This is a genomic window from Phycisphaerales bacterium (genome assembly GCA_016699835.1).
Taxonomy (GTDB): domain Bacteria; phylum Planctomycetota; class Phycisphaerae; order Phycisphaerales; family UBA1924.
On record CP064987.1, the window covers coordinates 246,568 to 267,721 of the forward strand.

The 21,154-nt window shown below is 64.6% G+C and carries 17 protein-coding genes; 9 read left to right on the forward strand and 8 right to left on the reverse strand.

The window, feature by feature from the left end; genetic code table 11:
• Positions 1-19 precede the first annotated feature (19 nt).
• The 4 genes from IPK69_01080 (at position 20) to IPK69_01095 (ending at position 3,701) form a co-directional block, all read left to right on the forward strand.
• Complete coding sequence (locus IPK69_01080; protein ID QQS10382.1) at positions 20-823, forward strand: thiazole synthase; 804 nt, start codon at positions 20-22, stop codon at positions 821-823.
• Positions 824-978: 155 nt separating this feature from the next.
• Entirely contained in the window at positions 979-1,425 is a 447-nt protein-coding gene (gene mscL / locus IPK69_01085; GenBank protein ID QQS09254.1) for a large conductance mechanosensitive channel protein MscL, read from the forward strand.
• Between the two features lie 224 nt (positions 1,426-1,649).
• Positions 1,650-2,432, forward strand: coding sequence for a hypothetical protein (locus IPK69_01090; GenBank protein QQS09255.1), 783 nt, complete (start codon positions 1,650-1,652; stop codon positions 2,430-2,432).
• 90 nt (positions 2,433-2,522) lie between these two features.
• Positions 2,523-3,701 carry a citrate synthase gene (locus tag IPK69_01095; GenBank protein QQS09256.1) on the forward strand — a complete coding sequence of 393 codons (1,179 nt, stop codon included), beginning with the start codon at positions 2,523-2,525 and terminating at the stop codon, positions 3,699-3,701.
• A gap of 16 nt (positions 3,702-3,717) precedes the next feature.
• On the opposite strand, the gene IPK69_01100 is transcribed toward IPK69_01095, so the two are convergent.
• The 3 genes from IPK69_01100 to IPK69_01110 all read right to left on the reverse strand — a co-directional run bounded on the left by IPK69_01100 (position 3,718) and on the right by IPK69_01110 (position 6,954).
• Positions 3,718-5,460, reverse strand: coding sequence for a glycosyltransferase (locus IPK69_01100; GenBank protein QQS09257.1), 1,743 nt, complete (start codon positions 5,458-5,460; stop codon positions 3,718-3,720).
• A 34-nt stretch (positions 5,461-5,494) separates the two neighbouring features.
• Positions 5,495-6,109 (reverse strand): aminodeoxychorismate/anthranilate synthase component II, encoded by a 615-nt coding sequence (locus IPK69_01105; GenBank protein ID QQS09258.1) that lies wholly within the window; start codon positions 6,107-6,109, stop codon positions 5,495-5,497.
• A gap of 179 nt (positions 6,110-6,288) precedes the next feature.
• On the reverse strand, positions 6,289-6,954 hold the full coding sequence (locus IPK69_01110) for a DUF1579 domain-containing protein (protein ID QQS09259.1): 666 nt from the start codon (positions 6,952-6,954) through the stop codon (positions 6,289-6,291).
• 189 nt (positions 6,955-7,143) lie between these two features.
• Here IPK69_01110 and IPK69_01115 point away from each other — a divergent pair, with 189 nt between their 5' ends.
• From IPK69_01115 to iscX, 3 genes are all read left to right on the forward strand, one after another.
• The gene (locus tag IPK69_01115; GenBank protein ID QQS09260.1) at positions 7,144-8,964 is read left to right on the forward strand and encodes a glutamine--tRNA ligase/YqeY domain fusion protein; all 1,821 of its coding nucleotides are present in this window, start codon (positions 7,144-7,146) and stop codon (positions 8,962-8,964) included.
• A 116-nt stretch (positions 8,965-9,080) separates the two neighbouring features.
• Positions 9,081-9,287, forward strand: coding sequence for a dodecin domain-containing protein (locus IPK69_01120; protein QQS09261.1), 207 nt, complete (start codon positions 9,081-9,083; stop codon positions 9,285-9,287).
• Positions 9,288-9,323: 36 nt separating this feature from the next.
• Positions 9,324-9,536 carry a Fe-S cluster assembly protein IscX gene (gene iscX / locus IPK69_01125; GenBank protein QQS09262.1) on the forward strand — a complete coding sequence of 71 codons (213 nt, stop codon included), beginning with the start codon at positions 9,324-9,326 and terminating at the stop codon, positions 9,534-9,536.
• A gap of 27 nt (positions 9,537-9,563) precedes the next feature.
• Here the strand turns inward: iscX and IPK69_01130 are convergent, their stop codons facing one another.
• Positions 9,564-11,075 carry a deoxyribodipyrimidine photo-lyase gene (locus IPK69_01130; protein QQS09263.1) on the reverse strand — a complete coding sequence of 504 codons (1,512 nt, stop codon included), beginning with the start codon at positions 11,073-11,075 and terminating at the stop codon, positions 9,564-9,566.
• A gap of 68 nt (positions 11,076-11,143) precedes the next feature.
• On the opposite strand from IPK69_01130, the gene IPK69_01135 reads away from it, so the two are divergent.
• Together IPK69_01135 and pdeM are read left to right on the forward strand one after the other, a co-directional pair.
• Entirely contained in the window at positions 11,144-13,879 is a 2,736-nt protein-coding gene (locus tag IPK69_01135; GenBank protein QQS09264.1) for a ligase-associated DNA damage response DEXH box helicase, read from the forward strand.
• A complete protein-coding gene (gene pdeM / locus IPK69_01140) occupies positions 13,780-14,484 on the forward strand; it encodes a ligase-associated DNA damage response endonuclease PdeM (GenBank protein ID QQS09265.1) in 705 nt (234 codons plus the stop codon). Before IPK69_01135 ends, pdeM begins: the two co-directional genes overlap by 100 nt.
• A gap of 103 nt (positions 14,485-14,587) precedes the next feature.
• On the opposite strand, the gene IPK69_01145 is transcribed toward pdeM, so the two are convergent.
• The 4 genes from IPK69_01145 to IPK69_01160 all read right to left on the reverse strand — a co-directional run bounded on the left by IPK69_01145 (position 14,588) and on the right by IPK69_01160 (position 21,096).
• The gene (locus IPK69_01145) at positions 14,588-16,357 is read right to left on the reverse strand and encodes a cation:proton antiporter (protein ID QQS09266.1); all 1,770 of its coding nucleotides are present in this window, start codon (positions 16,355-16,357) and stop codon (positions 14,588-14,590) included.
• A gap of 65 nt (positions 16,358-16,422) precedes the next feature.
• The gene (mnmG, locus tag IPK69_01150; GenBank protein ID QQS09267.1) at positions 16,423-18,426 is read right to left on the reverse strand and encodes a tRNA uridine-5-carboxymethylaminomethyl(34) synthesis enzyme MnmG; all 2,004 of its coding nucleotides are present in this window, start codon (positions 18,424-18,426) and stop codon (positions 16,423-16,425) included.
• 105 nt (positions 18,427-18,531) lie between these two features.
• On the reverse strand, positions 18,532-19,989 hold the full coding sequence (locus IPK69_01155; GenBank protein QQS09268.1) for an undecaprenyl-phosphate glucose phosphotransferase: 1,458 nt from the start codon (positions 19,987-19,989) through the stop codon (positions 18,532-18,534).
• A 144-nt stretch (positions 19,990-20,133) separates the two neighbouring features.
• Entirely contained in the window at positions 20,134-21,096 is a 963-nt protein-coding gene (locus IPK69_01160; protein QQS09269.1) for a DnaJ domain-containing protein, read from the reverse strand.
• Positions 21,097-21,154: the final 58 nt, after the last annotated feature.

The window sequence follows — 21,154 nt, forward strand, 5'->3', positions numbered from 1 at the left end:
GGGCGCACAGGCGTGGACTCTGTCTGGGCGCACGCTGCACAGCCGTCTGTTTGTGGGGACGGGGAAGTATGCGACGGCGGAGTTGATGCGCGAGGCGTTGGCGGCGAGCGGGTGCGAGGTGGTGACGGTCGCTGTGCGGCGGGAGCGGCTGTACAACGAGCAGGGGAAGAGTCTGTTGGATTCTCTTGACCTTGATCGGTTGGTGGTGCTGCCGAATACGGCTGGGTGTTTCAGCGCTGAGGATGCGGTGCGTGTGGCCCGGCTGGGGCGGGATCTTCTTGAGCAACTGGGGAATCGTGGCGCCGACTGGGTGAAACTCGAGGTGCTTGGGGACAAGAAGACGCTGCTGCCGGACCCTGTGGGGACGATCGAGGCGACGCGTGAGTTGGTGGCCGATGGGTTCAAGGTTCTCGCGTACACGAGCGATGACCCGATCGCGGCGGTGCGGATCAAGGAGGCGGGTGCGGCGTGCGTGATGCCCGCGGGCAGCCCTATCGGGAGCGGGCAGGGCGTCTTGAATCGGGCGAACATCTCGCTCTGTATTGAACTGCTTCGGGAGGGCGATGCGACCTTCCCGGTGGTGGTTGATGCGGGGGTCGGGGCGGCGAGTGATGTGTCGGTGGCGATGGAGTTGGGGGCGGATGCGGTGCTGCTCAATACGGCAATTGCGCACGCGAAGGACCCGGTGCTGATGGCTCACGCGATGCGGCACGCGTGCCTGGCGGGGCGACAGGGGTTCAGTGCTGGGCGAATCCCGCGGAAGCGGTACGCGACTGCCAGCAGCCCCTGGGAGGGGTCGGTCGCGGCGATCCCCGGGGAGTAGGGGTCGCCTGGCGGACAATCCGGAGATGAGGTTGTCGGTGAAACGGCGAGTTTTGCAGGGTGACACCTGAGAGAGCCGATAACCATGTCGTGTCGGATCGATCCCCTGTTGTGGGGATGTCGGACACGGAACTACTTCATCAGCAAGGAGAGCGTATGGGTCTCATCAAGGAGTTTCGGGAGTTTGCGATCAAGGGGAACATGGTTGACATGGCGGTGGGCATCATCATCGGTGCCGCGTTCGGCGGGGTGGTGAACTCGCTGGTGAAGGACATCGCGATGCCGCTGGTGGGGACGCTGGGCTCGGTGGACTTCAGCAATGCGTACATCGGGCTGAATGACAAGGCCCGTGCGGCGATCGAGGCGACGCCGAACATGAAACTGGCCGATGCACAGACGCACGGGCCGATCCTGGCGTGGGGGAACTTTGTGACGCTGGCGATCAACTTCCTGATCCTGGCGTTCGTGGTGTTCATGGTGGTGAAGATGATCAACACGGCGAAGAAGAAGTTCGAGGCGGAGAAGGCCGCGCCGGCGCCGGCTGGGCCGACGAAGGACCAGCAGTTGCTGACGGAGATCCGTGACGCGCTGCGGTCACGCTGAGTGAATCACTTTCGGAGTTGATTCCACGCACGCCCCGGGGTTTTCCGGGGCGTTTTTTCGTTGGTGCGGAGTTGTTGCGCGGGCGCGGTGGAGTCTTGGTATCCTGATTGAGTTGCGAGTTGAAGTTGTTGCGAGAGATGGAGCGTGGTGTGAGTCACGGGAGTGAACATGGAGATGGGGTAGGAGTGGGAGCACCACGCGGAGCGTGGTGGTACGCGGGGAGGGTGCCCTGGTTCCGATTCGCGGCGTGTCTTGCGCTGGGGCTGGCGACGACGGCGGCGGTGGCGTGGGTTGGGGCGGTGCTGATTCCGTTGGAGCGGCTTGGTGGCGTGGTTTCGCTGGATGGAGATCATCTTGAGCCGTGGTGTCTGGAGGTGCGTGGGCCTTCGTTCTCTCGGTTTGTGTGGTTCGAGAAGGGGCGTGTATATAGCAAGCCCGGCGTGGGGCCGAGCGGGGCGAGTTCGGCGGCGGTGAGCAACTGGTCGTTCGCGACGAATACGAGGTCGAATCCGAGGTTCACCAGAGGGAAGGTGTCGATGCCCGGTGACGTTCGGAAGTTGCTGGAGCGCGGGCAGGACTCGTGGTGGGCGGTGGCGGAGGACCGGCGAGGGTGGCCGATGGCGGCGTTCAAGGGTCGTGTGTACGGGACGATGGATCGTGCATCGGCATCGGTGTATGTGGTGGAGGATGCGAGTCTGTGGGTGCCGAAGACTCCGTGGTCGGGGATTCCCTCGAGCACCGCATTGGCGACGATGCGGTTCATACCGCTACGGGTGTACTGGCCTGGGCTGGTTGTGGATGTGCTGGTGTTGGCGATGGCGTGGGGCGTGGTGTTTGCGGGCGTTCGCTGGGTGTGGCGGGTGACCTTGGGGAAGAAGCGGAGCGTGCAGGGGGCGTGTCCGAAGTGTGGGTATGACCTGCGCGGGGATCTGGAGGCGGGGTGTCCGGAGTGTGGATGGAATCGCGCGGGCTTGAGCGAGGAAGCACCTGAGTCCGGGCCGGCGTGAGGCGGGGGCATACAGTGCTTTTGGAACGGCGTCTCGATGTTGATGCCGAGTGATTTTTCAGAACTGCATGCAGGAATGAGGGGATTTTCGATGTCGACCGCCGCACAGAGCGCGTTCGCGAAGGGTCTTGAGGGGGTCATCGGTGGGCAGACGAGCATCTGCTCGATCGAGCAGAGCAAACTGATCTATCGCGGGTTTGAGATCCATGATCTCGCGGAGCACGCGACGTTCGAGCAGGTGGCGTTTTTGTTGCTTGAGGGTCACAAGCCGAGCAGCGATGAGTTGGCGCGGTTCACGAAGGAGATCGTGGCGGAGCGCGGGCTGCCGGCGTCTGTGGAGCAGTTTCTGGTGCATGCGGCGGCGCCCTTGAAGGAGGGGACGGCGGTGCCGATGGATGTGCTGCGGTCGGCGGTGTCGCTGCTGGCGCATGTGGATCGGGATTGCCAGGACAACTCGGCGGCGGCGAACCTTCGGAAGTCGAAGCGGCTCTTGGCGAAGATCCCGACGGTGATCGGGCACATGCAGAACGCGCTGGATGGGAAGGCGGCGGTGTCGCCGGACGCCTCGTTGGGACACGCGGCGAATCTCTTGTGGATGATGACGGGGGTGAAGCCGACGAAGGAGCAGGCTCGGGTGATCGACGTGTCGCTGATCTTGTATGCAGAGCACGAGTTCAATGCGTCGACGTTCACGAGCCGGGTTATTGCGGGGACGCTGTCGGACATGCACGGTGCGGTGACGGGGGCGATCGCGGCGCTGAAGGGTCCGTTGCACGGCGGTGCGAACGAGGCGGCGATGGAGATGCTCAAGGAGATCGTCGCGAGCGTGGGGAAGGATGGCATCGGGACGGGAAAGGTCGATGTGTGGATGGAACAGGCGTTCGCCAGCAAGCGGAAACTGATGGGGTTCGGGCATCGCGTGTACAAGAACGGCGACCATCGCGCGGGGATTCTGCACACCCTGGGCAAGAAGATGGCAGCGGGAGTCTCGGGGAATCCGGGCGGGATTCCGGCGGGGAAGTGGTTTGAACTTGGCGAGCAGGTGCAGAAGATCATGCTCACGAAGAAGAACATCCATCCGAACGTGGACTTCCCGTGCGGGATGACGTACTTCGTGATGGGGATCCCGGTGCCGCAGTACACGCCGATCTTTGTGGCGTCGCGGATCACGGGGTGGTGCGCGCACATCATGGAGCAGCACTCGGACAACCGGCTGATCCGGCCGTTGTCGATCTATACGGGTGAGGCGGAGAAGAAGTGGAACGGTTGAGTTCCGCGGCGTGATGCTATTGCGTGACGGCCGCCTCGGGCGCGGGTGTGAGCGGCTTGACCTCGACGCTTGATGCGCTTTCGTGGCCCAGAAGCGAGGCGTAGATGCGCTCGATGGCGGTCACGTGCTCTGTGTGCGTGGGGATGGAGAGACTCTCGCGGATCTGGTGGGGCGAGGGGAGGGTGAGGTGTCCCTGGATGATGCTGGTGATGGCGATTGCGAGGTCGTCGGGGTCGGCGGGGTTGACGAGGAGGCCGCTCTCTGAGGACTTGAGGAGATCGCGGCTCGCGCCGAGGCGAGAGGCGATGACGAATCGTCCTGCGGCGATGGACTCCAGGACGACGAAAGGGGAGTTCTCGAGGGCGCCGTTGGGGAAGATGCAAGCGTCGATGGCGCGGAGGGTGGCGATGAGGGAAGTGATGTCGTAGGCACCGAGGAAACGGACGGCGGTGGCGGCGTGCGCGTGTGCGGCGAGGCGACGGCGGAAGGGTGCGTCGTCACCCATGGCGTGGACGTCGAGGGTGAGGCGGGAGAGGACGCTCGGGTCGAGGCGTTCGATGGCGGCGATGAGAGTGGCGAGACCCTTGTGGGGGTAGGTGCTGCCGAAGAAGGCGAGGCGGAGGGGCGAGGGGGAATAGGGCGTCCAGCGGGCGAGATTATCGCGGTCGGGATCGAGGGTGTGCCGTCGGGCGAGGTCGAAGTGCGGCTGGCCTATGGGGAGGTGGCGTGTCTTCGCTGGGTCGGCACCGGCGGCGACGTGGACCTTGCGGAGGAAATCGCCCGGGCAGAGGATGGCGTCGGCGGCGTTGAGGGCGTCGATGGCGGCGCGGCGGCGGGTGCCGTAACGGTTGAGGACGCGGAGTTGGATGGTGCCGTCGAGCAGACGCTCGTGGACGTTGGGGTTCGGCGGGGTGAGGACGTGGGGAAGTGGAGGCCGTGTTTGTGAGATGGATGTGTGCGGGGTGAAAGACTCGCCGGCATGTTCGCGGATGGGGATGGGGTCGTTGGGCCAGGCGTCGGCGGCGCGGAGGCGTCTGCGGAGGGCGGCCTTGGCGGATTTGGCGGCCTGGCCTATGGAGGGGCCGAGCCAGCGGCGGGCGGTGAGTCTGGCTTTTCGGGCGAGTATCTCTCGTGAGACGGGCCTTTGGGGCATGCAGGTTTCGCAGCGCTGGCCGCCTTCGAAATCGTCGCAGACCTTGCGGACCTGGTGGAGCATGTCGACCTGGGGGCAGAGGAGGAAGTAGTTGTGTGGGGTGAAGACGACGCGTGTGCCGCTGGCCTTGATGGCGGGGATGAGATCGAATGGGAAGCCCTCGAGGGCGTGGACATGGACGACGTGGGGGCGGAAGGTGCTTAAAAAATCGAGGACGAGGGCGGTAAGGCGTGGCGAGGAGATCTGTGTTTCCGGGGAGGCGAAGTGCTCGTTGCCAGTGCTGAGGATTGGGCTGTTGAGGATGGAGAAGCAGGCGACGCCGCGCCAGATCTCGGTGGGCTGGATTCGGGTGACGGGGAGGAGGGAGTAGTCGATGCCGCTGCGGAGGAAGGCGACGAGGTGGCCCCGCTGTGCGAGTTCGCGGGCGAGTTCGGAGACGTAGAGGTTGTATCCCGAGCCTTCGCGTTCCTGGAGGGCGAGGCGTGCCCAGCCGAGCATGGCGATTCGGAGCGGTGGAGCGGGTGATTTCGCTGTGTTGGAGGTGGAGCGGCGCGAGACGGCCTCATGCTCGGCTTTGGTGATGCAATCACGGACTCGGCGGCTCATGGACACGCATGTAGGGTAGGGAGATTCGGCGTGGCTACCGAGCGTGGGCGTGGTAGGCGAGTCGGAGGGCGTTTTCGATGAGTATGGGGCCGAGGGGGGTCATGAAACTCTCGGGGTGGAACTGGACGGCCTCGATGGGGAGTTTGGTGTGGCGGATGGCCATGATCTCGTGGTCGTCGGCGCGGGCGGTGATGACGAGTTCGCGCGGGAGCGAGGGTTCGTCGATGGCGAGGGAGTGGTATCGGGCGACCTCGAGTGGCGAGGGGAGTCCCGCGAAGAGGCCCTGGTTGTCATGCGTGATGGTGGAGGTCTTGCCATGCATCAGGCGGCGGGCGGGGACGATGCGGCCTCCTGATTCGAGGACGATGGACTGCATGCCGAGGCAGACGCCCAGGAGCGGGTGGGAGCCGGTGGTGAGGATGTGGCGGACAATGGCGGGCGTGGTGTGGGCGTCTTCGGGGCGGCCTGGGCCTGGGGAGATCACAACGAGATCAGGGGCGAGTGTGCTGAGGTCAGCGATCGTGATGGCGTCGGCGCGGCGGACGAGGACTTCGGGCGCTTTGGCGATGCCCTCGATGTGTGCAGCGGCGAGGGCGTGGGCGAGGTTGTGAGTAAAAGAGTCGAAGTTGTCAATGAGGAGGATGCGCATCGCGTGATCGTTCTCTTCAGGTTGCTCGCACACAGAAGTTGAAGTTGGAGTAGTCACAGGCGGGATGTCTGTGCCACGAGAACAGGTAGAGATACTTGAAGTTCGCGTTGAGATTGTTGGACAAAAGCAACAGGCCCGCGGTGGCGCGGGCCTGTGGAAAAGACACGATTGAGTCGCGATTAGCGGGCGTGGCCGGCGGAAGCGGCCTTGCGGGTGTAGTTGATCTCCATGATCTTGTACTCCTTGCCCTCCATATCGGGGCCGAACATCTCGAGTTTGGAGTGGTTGTCATCGATGAAGGTCTGGACCTCGCGCATGGACTTGGGGCCGCCGGTCATGGGGCAGTTGAAGGTGTTGTTGTAGGAGAGGACCTTCTTGTCGGCGGAGAGTTCGCCCTTGCCGGTCATCATGCCGGTGCCCATGTTGTCGACCCAGATGGACTGGAAGGACTTGCTGACGTTGTCAAAGCCGTAGACGCCGAAGCCCTTGAACTCGCCCATGCCTTCCATCATGCCGTTGGTCTCGATCTTGATGAATCGGCCGTCCATCATGGGGGTCATGACGGTGGTGCAGGTGCTCTTGCTCTCGGGCATGCCGGGCATCATCCACATTGAGACATCGCCCTCCCAGGTGCCTGCGGATTTCGCGAGGAACTGGTGCATCTCACCGGGAGCGGCGGCCTGCATGCAGGCTTCCATCATCTTCTCCATACCCGGGGGCATGTCGGGCATGTCGTGCTTCGGGGGCTGGGGAACCTGGCCGACCTTGTCCTGGGCGATGGCAAGGGTGACTCCGATGCCGGCGGCGAAGGCGAGAGACAGCGCGATACCACTCTTGAGATTCATGTGCGGACCTTTCTTGTGTGTGTTTGGGCGTCGATGGCTCGCAACGCTGCGGCGGACGCCCTGTTCGCGAGAATACTAGTCCGGCCGAACAGGGAAGGGAAAGGGGCTTGGGAACGCTAGAATCACGCTTTCCTTGGCCAAACCGCACCCCGGACGCGAGAATCGTTCGCGTTCTTTGAGATTGTGGATATGTCTGACCACCACCCGGCAGGATCGCCTTCGCCCGAGACCGATCGTCCGTTGCACTTCATCGAGCAGATCGTGGAGGAGGACATCGCGTCGGGAAAGTGGGGCGCGTGGGCGGACGGGCGGGCGAGGGTGCACACGCGGTTTCCGCCCGAGCCGAACGGGTATCTGCACCTTGGGCACGCGAAATCGATCGCGCTGAACTATGGACTCGCGAAGAAGTATGGCGGGAAGTTCAACCTTCGCTTCGACGACACGAATCCCGCGAAGGAGGAGCGCGAGTATGTCGAGTCGATCATTCGCGACGTGAAGTGGCTGGGGGCGGACTTTGACGTTGGAGCGAACGCGGGCGGGTTGTTCTTTGCGAGCCACTACTTCGAGCAGATGTACGCTTGGGCGGAGGAGTTGATCGAGAAGGGGCGGGCGTATGTGTGCGGTCTGACCGCGGAAGAAGTGAGCGCGATGCGGGGCGATCTCAAGACGCCGGCGCGATCGCCGCATCGGGATCGATCGCCGGAGGAGAGTTTGAGGCTCTTTCGAGAGATGCGGGCGGGCAAGTTCCCGAACGGCTCGAAGACGCTGCGCGCGCGGATCGACTTAGCCAGCCCGAACTTTGTGATGCGCGACCCGGTGATGTATCGGATCGTGCACGAGCACCACCACAACACCGGAGACGCGTGGTGCCTGTATCCGATGTACGACTGGGCGCACTGCCTGGAGGACTCGATCGAGGGGATCACGCACTCGATCTGCACGCTGGAGTTCCGGAACAATCGGCCTTTGTATGACTGGTTCATCGACTCGATCAATATCGATCGGACGAGGGACGGGAGCGGCCGCTGGGGGAAGGTGATCCACCATCCGCAGCAGATCGAGTTTGCGCGGGGGAACATCACGTACACGCTGATGAGCAAGCGGTGGCTGCTGAAACTGGTGGACGAGGGGCATGTGCGCGGGTGGGACGACCCGCGCATGCCGACGATCTCGGCGGCGCGGCGTCGGGGCATCCCGGCGCGGTCGCTGGTTCGATTCTGGGAGGAGGCTGGCGTCACGACGCAAGTGTCGATGATGGACGTTTCGCGCCTGGAGCACACGGTGCGAGACGAGTTGAACCGGACGGCTCCGCGGGCGATGGGCGTGTTGCGCCCGCTCAAGGTCACGATCACGAACTGGCCGAAGGACGCGGCGGGGAAGTCGGTCGTGGATCACCTGGACTTTGTGGTGAACCCGGAGGATCCGGGCGCGGGGACGCGGAAGGTGCCTTTCTCGGGGACGCTGTACATCGAGCGTGAGGACTTTGAGGAGCACCCACCGAAGAAGTTCTTCCGGCTCGCCCCGGTCGGGAATGGCGGGCAGGAGGTGCGTCTGCGCTGGGCGTACTTTGTGAGGTGCACGGGCGTCGTGAAGAACGACGCGGGTGAGGTGGTTGAGATTCTGTGCACGTATGACCCGGAGACGCGTGGAGGCGATGCGCCGAAGAACGCGGACGGGACGCCGAGCCGAAAGGTGAAGGGGACGATCCACTGGGTGAGCGCCGACCACGCGATTGCGGCGGAGGTTCGGCTGTTCGATCGGTTGTACACTGCGGAAGAGCCTGGGGCGAGGACGGGGAACTCGATGGATGACCTCAATCCGAACTCGCTTGAGGTGGTGAAGGCGAGGCTGGAGCCTCACTTGGCCGGGGCGGGCGTGGGTGATGTCTTCCAGTTCGAGCGGCTTGGGTATTTTCGCGTGGACGAGGATTCGAGGGTGGGCGAGGCTGGCGGACTGGTGTTCAATCGGACGGTGACGCTGAAGGACACGTGGGCGAAGGAGAAGGCGTGAGCGACGTGAGTGGGCGTGGCCTGCAGGGGATGATAACCGGATTGGATTGGTGATTTGGCCGTAGTATTGGTTGATGTGGATCTGCTGTAGTGATTCTTGAACACCGAGGAGGCGCCATGAAGAGTGTCGCACGAGTGACGGAAATCATCGCGAGTTCGTCGAAGAGTTTTGAGGATGCGATCAAGAACGGCGTGACGAGAGCGAACAAGACGCTCGACAACGTGACGGGGGCATGGGTGCAGGACATGAAGGTGGACGTGAAGAACGGGAAGATCGCGGGGTATCGCGTGAACATGAAGGTCACGTTTGTGCTGAAGGACTAGCGATCGTGGTTGAAGGCGATTGATGGAGTTGCGGCGATGGGTGTGTCGTCGTTCGGGTGGCTGGATGTGCGGCGGATCGCCGAGGAGTTGGCGGATCGTCACGCGGACATCGATCCGCTCACGGTGAGTTTCCCGAGGCTGCGGGAGATGGTGGCGGGCCTCCCCGGCTTTGTGGCGGACCCGAAGCACAACGTGAACGAACGGATTCTGGAAGAGATCCAGCGGCTTTGGATTGAGGAACGCGAGTAGACGGGCGAACGATGAATTGGGCGAGGTTTATCGCGTCCGGAACGCCTCGATGGCTCGCGTGCGGGTGGTCGAGAGATCGACAATGGGGCGCGTGGGGTACTCTCGGGAATCGAAGAGTCCCCCACTGCTCGCGGATTTTGTCTTCCCACTCCATGGTTCGTGGATCGCGTCGCTAGTCACGCCACGGAGTTCGGGGATCCATCGCCTGATGTAGTCGCCCTCTGTATCGAATCTTCGGGACTGCGAGACGGGGTTGAAGATCCGGAAGTAGGGTGCGGCGTCGGTGCCTGTGCTGGCGGACCACTGCCAGCCGCCGTTGTTGCTGGCGAGGAAGCCATCGACGAGGTGGTTCATGAAGTGCTTCTCGCCGAGGCGCCAGTCGAGGAAGAGGTTTTTGGCGAGGAACATGGCGGTGACCATGCGGACGCGGTTGTGCATCCAGTTGGTGGCGCGGAGTTGTCGCATGCCGGCGTCGACGATGGGGACTCCGGTTCGGCCTTGTTTCCAGGCCTCGAGGAAGGCGGGGTTGTCGTCCCACTCGATGGCCTCGGTGGTGAGGTCGAAGGCGCGGTGCATGCAGACGCGGGGGAAGAGGCTCATGACATGGATGTAGAACTCGCGCCAGATGACCTCGGAGATCCAGGTCGAGGGGCCTGACTTTGAGGCAGTGGCGGAGGCGAGTGTCGCGACAGATGTGTTGCGGTTGAGACTCGCATCGATGGCGGCACGTATGCATGCATGTGGCGAGATCGTGCCGAGGGCGAGGTGCGGGCTGAGGCGACTGGTGGCGTCGAGGGATGGGATGTCGCGCGCGTCGGCGTAGTCGCGGACTCGATTGGCGACGAAGTGATCGAGCTGTGATCTCGCGGCTCGCTCACCGGCGGGGAAGGGGTGATACGCCGCATCGGTCGAGGAGAGTTGGAGTTCGTCGGGTGGTGTTGGGGTGAACTCGAAGCCGGCGATAGAGGTCGGGATCGGGTCCGGCGGCGTCGGCGTGGATGGTTGTTTCTTTGGGGCCTGAGTGGCCTCGATGAGTTCGGGGGAATCGGCGAGGCGGGCGATGAGGGCCTTCTTGAAGGGCGTGAAGACCTTGTAGGCCTCGCCGGCGCCGGTTCGGATCGTGCCCGGCTGGGCGAGGACGGCGTGGTTGTGGGCGCGGACCTCGCGGCCTGACTTTGTGAAGAGTGTCGTGACGATCTCATCGCGGCGTGATTCGTTGAGTTCGTACTCGGGTGTGAAGGCGAGACGATCGCACTCGTGCCTGGTGGCGATATCGAGGATCAGTCGCGGGATCTCGTCGGCGGAGGCGGCTGTACGGATGAGCAGCGGGATGTTCAGGCGTTCGAGGTCGCAAGAGAGTTCCACGAGGGTGCGGAGCATCAGGTCGATGCGGGACGGGGCGTAGTCGAAGGACTTCCACTCGGAGGGAGAGAAGACGTAGAGGGCGATGACGCCTTTGGACGAGGATCGTGTGGCCTCGGTGAGGGCGGGGTTGTCGTGGAGGCGGAGATCGGCGCGGAACCAGACGAGTGTTCGCATGGGGCATCGTTCGCCCGTCGGGGCACTCGGGATTCAACGTGTGTGGAGTGGACTGCTACGGTTTTGTCGTGACGACGGGACTCACGAGGATGGAGCGGTGGTTCGCGGAGCAGGGCTGGGAGCCATGGGCGTTCCAGCGGGCGGCGTGGGCGGCGCACGCGCGGGGCGAGAGCGGGATTGTGCAGGTGGGGACGGGGGCCGGGAAGACGTATGCGGCGTACATCGGGGCACTCGCGGAGTTGATCGATGAGATCGAGGGAGTTTCTTCGGGGGTGAGAGAGAGGAATACGAAGCGAGTAGGAGCGAATCTGGAAGATGGGGTTGGCACAGTCGGGACGCCTGTGCTACGAGGGCGTGGAGCTCGGACAACGAAGAGGCCGAAGGAATCTGGGATCGGGTTGCGGATTTTGTACTTGACCCCGCTGCGGGCGGTGGCGCGGGATATCGAGCAGGCGATGCGGCGGCCTGTGGATGATCTGGAGTTTGGGATTCGGGTCGAGTCACGCACGGGGGACACGTCGGCGTCGGTGCGAGCGCGGCAGCGGGAGGTGCTGCCCGAGGTGCTGGTGACAACGCCGGAGTCGTTGACGCTCATGCTGACGCGGGCGAACGCGCGCGAGCAGTTGCGAGACGTGCGATGCGTGATCGTGGACGAGTGGCACGAGTTGATCTCCACGAAGCGCGGGACGCAGACGGAGTTGGCGCTCGCGAGGCTGCGGCGTTTCTCTTGTGAGTCCGGCGACGGACGCGGGTTGCGTGTGTGGGGACTTTCGGCGACGCTCCCGAATCTGGAGGAAGCGGCTCGGGCGCTGGTCGGTGTGGGGGCGACGCCGACGATCGTGCGGGGCGACATGCCGCGGGAGGTGGTGATCGACTCGATCTTGCCCGGCGAGGGTCGGCGGTTGGCGTGGGCGGGGCATCTGGGGCTGACAATGCTGCCCGATGTTGCGGCGGCGCTCGACCCGGCGGTCTCCACGCTGGTTTTCACGAACACGCGATCGCAGGCGGAGCGGTGGTATCACGGGTTGTGCCTGCTGAGGCCCGAGTGGCAGGACGTGATGGCGCTGCACCACGGGTCAATCGATCGAGGAGAGCGCGAGCGCGTCGAGGCGGGGCTGAAGGACGGGAGCGTGCGGATCGTGGTGGCGACGAGTTCGCTGGATCTGGGGGTGGACTTCACGCCGGTGGAGCGGGTGCTGCAGATTGGGTCGCCCAAGGGGATTGCTCGAATCGTGCAACGTGCGGGGCGCTCGAGCCATCGGCCGCGGACGCCGTGCCGGATCACGTGCGTGCCGACGCACGCGCTGGAGTTGGTGGAGATCGCGGCGGTTCGGCTGGCGCTGTCGAAGGGCGATGTGGAGCCGCGCCAGCCTTTGGATAAGCCATTGGACGTGCTCGTGCAGCACCTGGTGACGTGCGCGATGGGCGGGGGGTTTGTCGAAGAGGAGATGTTCGAGGAGGTGCGGTCGGCGTGGAGTTATCGAGAGTTGACACGCGATGAGTTCGACTGGGCGATGGCGATCGTGCGGCATGGCGGGCCGGCGCTCACGGCGTATCCGGACTTTCAGCGCGTCGTGGAGATCAACGGACGTCTTGGCGTACAGAACTCGCGGATCGAGCGATTGCACCGCATGAATGTCGGCACGATCACGAGCGATGGGACGCTGGAGATTCGGTTCCTGGGCGGGCGGAGCCTGGGGAGGATCGAGGAGTCGTTCGTGGGTGGGCTGAAGGAGGGGGAGAAGTTCGTCTTTGCGGGGCGGGTGCTGGCGTTTGTGGGCGTGCGTGATCTGGTGGCGTTTGTCAGGCCGGCGTCGGGGAGGACGACGTACACGCCGATCTGGTCGGGGACGAAGTTACCGATCAGTGAGTCGCTCTCGAGCGCGATCCGGGAGATGATCGAGACCGCGAGAGAGACCTGCGAGGACAGCGTGGAGATGCGAGCGGCAGGGAAGGTCTTTGAGGTGCAGCGTCGGGAGTCGGTGGTGCCGTCACGTGATGAGGTGCTGATCGAGACGTGCGAGACTTCGGAGGGGCGGCACCTCTTTGTGTTTCCGTTCGAGGGGAGACTCGTGCACGCGGGGCTCGCGTCGCTGCTGACGCTTCGGCTTTCGCGGCGAACGCGAGCGAGCCTTGCCGCGGCGGTGAATGACTATGGATTCGAGATTCTGTCCGACGGAGACGAGGATCTCGGTGCGATGATTGATTCGTCGCTGTTCGATGCGTCCACGCTCGAGACGGACATCATCGAGGCGATCAACACGAGCCAGTTGGCGCGGCTGGCGTTCCGCGACGTGGCGCGGATCGCGGGGCTGGTGGTGCAGACGGTGCCGGGGATGCGGAAGTCGGCGAGCCAGATCCAGGCGAGCGCGGGGTTGATGTTTGACGTGCTGAGCGAGTTTGACCCTGAGAATCTGCTGCTCGCGCAAGCACGGCGTGAGGTGACACAGCGGCATTATGAGCAGAGTCGTCTGGGGCGGGCGCTCATGAGGCTCGAGTCGTCGAGGCTCCGTATCGTTGCGACGAGGCGGCCGACGCCGCTGAGTTTCCCGCTCCTGATCGAGCGGCAGTCGACACGATTGACGAGCGCGTCGATCGTGGAGCGGGTGGAACGGATGCGGGCGGCCTGGGAGAACGCGGAGTCATGGACGAGGGAATCGAGCGAGACGAAGTCGGGATCGAGGTCGTCCACGGGTTGGGCGTCGTGGGATCTCGGGCCGCCGCCGGCGCCCAAGGAGAGCACGCCGAGGCGTCGCGGGCGTCGGGCGTTCGGGTCCGGCTCGGGGCGTCGCCGGGGTGTGTGATGGAGTTGCTGGCGGGGCGTGCGGCGTATTGGGAGGCACGGCGGACGCTGATCGTCGCCGATGTCCATCTCGGCAAGTGCGCGACGTTCCGGTCGATGGGCGTGGCAGTGCCCGAGTTGTTAGGGGAGGATCTCACGCGATTGTCGACGTTGGTCGCACGGCACCGCGCGGAGCGATTGCTCGTGCTTGGTGATCTTCTCCACGCGTCACTGGGATTAACGGAACATGTGATCGAGCGAGTGCGGCTTTGGCGAGACGCACTCGGGGCTGAGGTTGAGGTCGTGCCGGGGAACCACGACCGGGCGCTCGAGCGTGTGGCTGGAGTCTGGGGGATGCGTGTGTTGGACGATGTGCATGTCGAGGAGCCATTTGTGTTTCGGCATGATCCGGCGCCGGATGATCGCGGGTATGTGCTTTGCGGGCATGTTCATCCGGCGGTGTCGCTCTCGAGCGGGAGCGACCGGATGAAACTGGCGTGCTACTGGCTCGGCGAGCGTGTGGGCGTGCTTCCGGCGTTCAGCCGGTTCACGAGCGGGGCGAGTGTGCGGCGGGGCGTGGGCGATCGGGTGTTTGCGATTGTGGAGGACCGGGTAATCGAGGTGTGAGGTCAGGACCGAAGGGCCTTGGTGCTATGCGATGATTGAATATGGAGATCGTCTGGAAAACGAAGCCCCACGCGGAGCGTGGGGGTACCCGGGGCGATTCTGCTCAGACCGCGGCGTCTGGAGCGATTGAACGCTCGCGGAGTTTGGCGAGGACCTCGTTCTCCATGGCCTGGGCGGTGGCGAGTTCTTCAACGATGACGTGGTCGGCGCCGAGATGGCGGGCGTGCATGGCCTGGCTGAGGAAGCCGGTGCGGACGGCGATGAAGATGTGTGGCGCAATCGAACGAACAACCTGGCAGGCGCGCATGGCGACTTCCTGATCGGGGATCGTGATGATGATGGCGTCGGCGTGGTGAACGCCAGCGGACTCGAGGACCTCGGGGTTGGTGACGTCGCCATAGATGGTGCGGCGGCCGATGTGGGTTTGTCTCTGGACGGTCTTGGGGTTGAGTTCGATGACGGTGAGGGGAATCTTGAGTCGTTCGAGTCGTTCGGCGAGGGCGCGGCCGACGGGGCCGAAGCCGGCGACGATAATGTGGCGCGGCTTGGGCTGGGAGTCGTCGTGGTCGCTAGGGGTTTGATGCGGCTCGGGGGTGTGGTCGGCGAGCGTTGAACCGGTGGTCCATGGGGCGGAGCGTATGCGGGAGAGTCGGCGGCCCTGGACATGGGCCGGGGCGGCGAGGAGTGGGCTGATGATGAGCGAGAGGATGACGATGGCGATGCCGACGCCGGCCTGGGTGTTTGTGAGGACGTTGGCGTCTTCGAAAGCGCCGAGAGCGATGAGGGAGAACTCGCCGGTGTTGGCGAGGTAGACGGCGGTCAGAAGAGCGGCGGGAGCGTGCATGCCGGCGGCCCAGGCGGAGGCGCCGATGGAGAGCGTCTTGATCGCGACGACGGCGAGGACACCGAGGACGATGATCCACCAGTGGGTGACGAAGACGGCGGGATCGATGGCGAGGCCGACGGTCGTGAAGAAGACGGCCATGAGGAGATCGCGGAGTGGGGCGATCTGGCCTGAGAGTTGGTAGCGAAAGGGTGTGGCGGCGAGGAGGAATCCAGCGAGGAAGGCGCCCATCTCGGCGCTGAGGCCGACGGCCTGGGTGGCGAGGCCCGCGCCGAGGGCGATCGCGCCGGAGACCACGAGGAGGAGTTCACCAGAGCCGAGTTTGGTGACGAGGGCGAGGAGGCGTGGGAGGATGAACCTGCCGACGAGGATGATGATGGCGCCGCCGCCGAGCGCGATGAGGCCGCGACGGAGGAGGTCAAAGACGGGCGAGACTTCGGCGGTGGATTGGGCGAGTGCGGCGTGGGCTTCTGCACCGGCCCATGTGGCGATGGGCGGAACGATGGCGAGGATGACGACGGAATAGAGATCCTGGACGATGTTGATGCCCAAGCCGACGCGGGCGTGCATCGTGCGGATTTCCTTGCGTGCGGTGACGATGCGGACGAAGACGGCGGTGGACGAGAGGGCGAGGGCCATCGCGAGGGCGAGGGCGTTGGGGGCCTTGATGCCGATGGCGAGAAGGATGGCCCAGAAGACGAGGGTGGAGAGGGCGCAGGAGGCGACGCCGGCGAGGACGATGTTGGTGAAACCCCGCTTGAGCGAGGTAAGGTCCATGTGGAGGCCGATGCCGAACATCAGGAGGGTGACGGCGAGATCGGAGATCTGGTCGACGGAGTCGGCATTCTTGACGAGGCCGGTGAGATTGGGGCTGGCGATGACGCCGGCGATAAGGAAGCCGGGGATGGTCTCGAGGCGGAGGGCGCGGAAGATGGTGGCGACGGCGGCGGCGAGACCAAGGATCACGGCGAGATCACGCGCGATGTCGGAGGCGTTGGCGAGAGTCGGGATGAGGTACAGCGTGGACATGCGTGTGGTGCGAGTGTATCGGCGTGAGTTGGATGCTCACGCGAATCGTCGGCACGCGACTTTGGTCAGATGGACGCGAGCGGTGGACGGCGTGAGCAGAGGACGGCGAGGAGCGTCAGGTCGGCGGGGGTGATGCCCTCGAGGCGGGAGGCCTGGCCGAAGGTGCGCGGGCGGAAACGGGCGAGGGATTGGCGTGCTTCTGTGCGGAGGTTGGGGAGCGATTCGAAGTCGATGGACTCGGGGATTTTCCGGTGCTCCAACTCGGCCTGGCGACGGATCTCGACTTCCTGGCGACGGATGTATGGCTCGTAGCGGCGATTGGCGTAGACGGTGAGCCGTGTAGAGCGCGGGGTTGTGGCGAGTGTCGCGGAGGATTCGATGATGGCGTCGAAGTCCTCGAACTCGAAGCGGTCGGTGCGGAGGAGATACTCGACCTTGCCGGCGGGCGTCGAGAGCGTGGGGATGGCGGCGTCGAGTGTGGCGATGTCGCGGGTGCGATTCTCGAACATCTCGCGGCGGAGTGTGCCGAGGTCGTGGTGGTCGAGCAGGCCGAGCGTTTGGGCGATGGGCGTCAGTCGGTCGGCGGCATTGTCGGCGCGAAGGAGGAGGCGGTGCTCGGCACGGCTGGTGAACATGCGATACGGCTCGACAGGCGTCTTGGTGACGAGGTCGTCCATGAGGACGCCGATGTACGCCTGGTCGCGAGAGAGCGTGAACTCGGGTTCGTTGCGGATGAGGCGTGCGGCGTTGATGCCGGCGATGAGTCCCTGGGCGGCGGCCTCTTCGTAGCCGCTGGTGCCGTTGATCTGGCCGGCGAGGAAGAGGCCGTGGACGTGGCGGGTCATCCCTGTGGGGAGGATCTGGTGGGGGCGGACCATGTCGTATTCGACGGCGTAACCATGGCGGAGGATCTCGGCGTTCTCGCAGCCTGGCATGGAGCGGACGATGGCGTCCTGGACATCGCTGGGGAGGCTGGTGGAGATGCCGTTGCAGTAGATCCAGTCGTCGTCGTGGGATTCTGGTTCCAGGAAGACGCCATGAGATTCTCGCTGGGCGAAGCGGACGACTTTGTCTTCGATGCTTGGGCAGTAGCGTGGGCCTGTGGATTCGATCTGGCCTGTGAACATGGGCGCGCGGTGGAGGTTGGCGCGAATGAGGTCGTGGGCTTGTGATGTGGTCGACGTCTGGCGGCACTCGAGTTGGGGGAGGACCGGGAAGGTGTGGAGCGAGGGGAAGGAGTCGGCAATCGTGATTCGTGATTCGTGATTCGTGGTTGTTGGCTTGTGTTGATTGTGAAGAAGGCATCGGGGCATTGGGGCATCGGGGCATCGAGTTGTGGAGAGGTCGCTGAAGGGAGTTGGTGTGGTGTCACCGTGCTGAGCGGGGAGGTCAGTCCAGCGGATGGTGGAGCGTTTGAGTCGGGGTGGCGTGCCGGTTTTGAGTCTGCCGAGTTCGAAGCCGAGATTGGTGAGGGAGGCGGAGATGGCGTTGGCGGCGGGCTCACCGTGGCGGCCTCCTTGGGTTCTGTATTCACCAGTGTGCATCAGACCGCGCATGAAGGTGCCGGTGGTCAGGACGACGGCATTGGAATGGAGTATGCGATCGCCGGTGGGCGTGTGGATGCGGACGCCCTGGATGCGATCGCGATCGACGAGGAGTGATTCGACACTTCCCTGGATGATGTCGATCTCGGGGCGCGTGGCGAGCATCGCCTGGACGGCGCGGGCGTAGGCGTGCTTGTCGCACTGGGCACGTGGGCCATGGACGGCGGGGCCTTTGCTGGTGTTGAGGACGCGGAACTGGATGCCTGTGGCGTCGGTTGCGAGGCCCATGAGGCCGGCGAGGGCGTCAATCTCGCGGACGAGTTGGCCTTTGGCAAGCCCGCCGATCGCGGGGTTGCAAGACATGACGCCGATCTTGGTGGGGTCGAGGGTGACGAGGGCAATGCTCCCCGCGCGGAGCGTTGGGGTACCCAGGAGATTCGCGGCGGCCCAGGCGGCCTCGACGCCGGCGTGGCCGCCGCCGATGACGATGACCTGGTAAGTGGATGTGGTGCTCGAGCCGCTCACCGAGAATCGTACGCGGCGGACGGTGTGCTCCTGCTTTGTAGAAGAGAGTAGAAACAGGCGGGACGCCTGTTCCACGAGTTTGGGGAGGGCCTAATTGAACGAGGCTTAGTGGGCGTTTCGGTGGAGGAAGCCGCGGAAGAGGGTGAGCCAGAGGATTTTGAGGTCGAAGCCGAGGCTCCAGTGTCGGATGTAGAAGAGGTCGAGTTGGAGGCGTTTGCGGAGGCTGGTGTCGCCGCGGAGGCCGTTGACCTGGGCCCAGCCGGTGATGCCGGCCTTGACGTGCTGGCGGAGGATGTAGCCGCGCCAATTGTCCTTGAATGAGGCGACGAGTTCGGGGCGTTCGGGGCGGGGGCCAACGAGGCTCATGTCGCCGAGGACAACGTTGAAGAGTTGGGGGAGTTCGTCGAGGCTGGTGCGGCGGAGCCATCGGCCGACGCGGGTGATGCGCGGGTCCTCGCGGCTGGTCCACGCGGCGGGGGTGCGCTCGTCCTCGGCGTGGGTCATGGTGCGGAACTTGTAGATATCGAAGACCTCGCCGCCGAGGCTGACGCGGGGCTGGGTAAAGATCGCCGGGCCGTCGCTGGTGGCGCGGATGATGGCAGCGATGGCGAGCATGAGCGGTGAGAAGAGGATGAGTGCGGCGAGGGCGCCGAGGAAGTCCAGTACCCGTTTGGTGGCGCCACCCAGGCCGTGGTGCGGGTTGTCGCGGTAACTGAGGATGGGCATGCCATCGAGTTCGCTGACGACCATGCCCAGGGGGAGATAGCGGGGCTGGACATCGGGGATGATGCGGACATCGACGGCGAAGCGCTCGAGTCGGCGAAGAAGATCGGGGACGCGCGCGGCGCCGGCGGTGGGAATCGCGAGATAGACCGCGTCGGGCTTGTGCTCCTCGAGGGTCTCTTCGAGATCGACGAGCCCCGAGTGCACGGGGCGGCCCATGCAGGACTCGCGGCGGGCACGATCGCGATGGGAGATGAAATAGGCGACGTGGATACCGGTCCAGGAGTTGCGCTCGAGCGTGCGGCAGGCGATTCGCCCGAGGCGGCCTGTGCCGATGACGGCGACGTGGCGGAGGTTTCGGCCTCGGCTACGAATCTCGCGGAGGATCACGCGGAAGACGATGCGGTGGATCGCGAGGAGCGTGAGTTCGAAGGCGGTCAAGAGGGCGAGTTGGAGGCGAGGGGCGTCGGTCTGGATTCCGGCGACGAGGGCGTGCTTGGTGGAGCCGAAGAGTGTTGCGGGATCGCCGGCGATCGCCCAGACTGTGGCGACAAGCACGAGTTTGGCGGCGATGGAGGCCTTGGCGACCTGCTTGACATCGGCGAGGACGGAGCGGTCGCGGCGCGGGCGATAGACACGGGCAAGCCACATGAGCAGGAGCGTGAGCGGAACGGAAACGAGGACGAGGGTTTCCTTCGCGATGGTGCGCGCATCGGTGGGCCAGGGCTCGCCCATGAGTGTGCGTCGCGCGGCCCAGGAGGCGAGGCAGGCGGCGGCGGCGATCGCGGCATCGCTTCCGGCGAGGATGGCGACGAAGAGTTGATGCTGCTGCTTGAGCACGCGGATGTGTTCCTGCGTTGGGGCGAGCGGCTCCGCCGCGGAAGCAATCCCATTCTGCGCCCGGTCACAGAAGTCGAATCGGTGCCGGCACGAGGGTTCAAGAACTTTCGCCCTTGATCGACTGGATGTCAACAGGCTGTTCGCTTATTGCCCCGCATCCACGGGACGGGGCCAGTAGGGTCCTGTGCGTGGTGAGCCCGGGATGGCTCGCATGGATTCGATGGCTTCGCGTTGGCGTGGGTCGAGGTCCTGGGGCTGGGGAACGACAATTTTGACAATCGCGTAGAGGTCGCCCTTGGAGCCGACCTCGTCGGAAAGGCCGTGGGCCTTGATGCGGAGCATCTTGCCGCTGCTGGTGGCGGGCGGGAGGCGGAGTTCGACGGCGGTGTCGAGCGTGGGCACGAGGACGGGACCGCCGAAGAGGGCTTCGGGGATGGTGATTGGCAGATCGAGATAGAGATCGAGGCCCTTGCCGCTCTCGATGAGTTCTCCCCGGCGGAAGAGCGGATGCGGATCAACGCGGACGGTAAGGATGACGTCGCTGCCATCGGCGACGCCTCGCATACGGAGTTGGGCGCCGTCGGAAGCGCCCTTGGGGATGCGCACCTCGATGGACTTGCTTGAGCCGTCCTGGACGAGGCGGACTTGCTCGGTGCCGCCGCGGGCGATGGTGGTGAAGGGGACGCGGACTTCGGCGCGGAGCGGCTCGCGTTCGGGTTCTTGTCGATGGGCACGGTGGCCGCGGCGCGAAGTCCTACCGGCGTCTCGTTTGTTGCCGTTGAAGATGGCCTCGAAGATGGAGCCGAGATCTTCGTCGAAGGGAGCGCCGCCCGGGGGCGCGCCCTGCCATGTGTAGGCGCGGCCGGAGGGCTGCGGGCCACGCGCCTGCTCGCGGTAGGTGCCATACTCGTCGTACATCTTCCGCTTTTGCTCGTCGGAGAGGACGTCGTAGGCCTCCTGGAGTTTCTTGAAACTCTCCTGGGCTTCGGCGGAGGGGTTCACGTCTGGATGGTACTTCCGCGCGAGTTTTCGATAGGCATTGCGGATCTCGTCCGCGGTGGCCTTCTTCGTGATGCCGAGAATGTCGTAGTAGTCCCCCTTTGGCATGATGGAGTTTATGGAGCATTCGCGAAAAGAAAAACGGCCCGTCACGAGGACGGGCCGA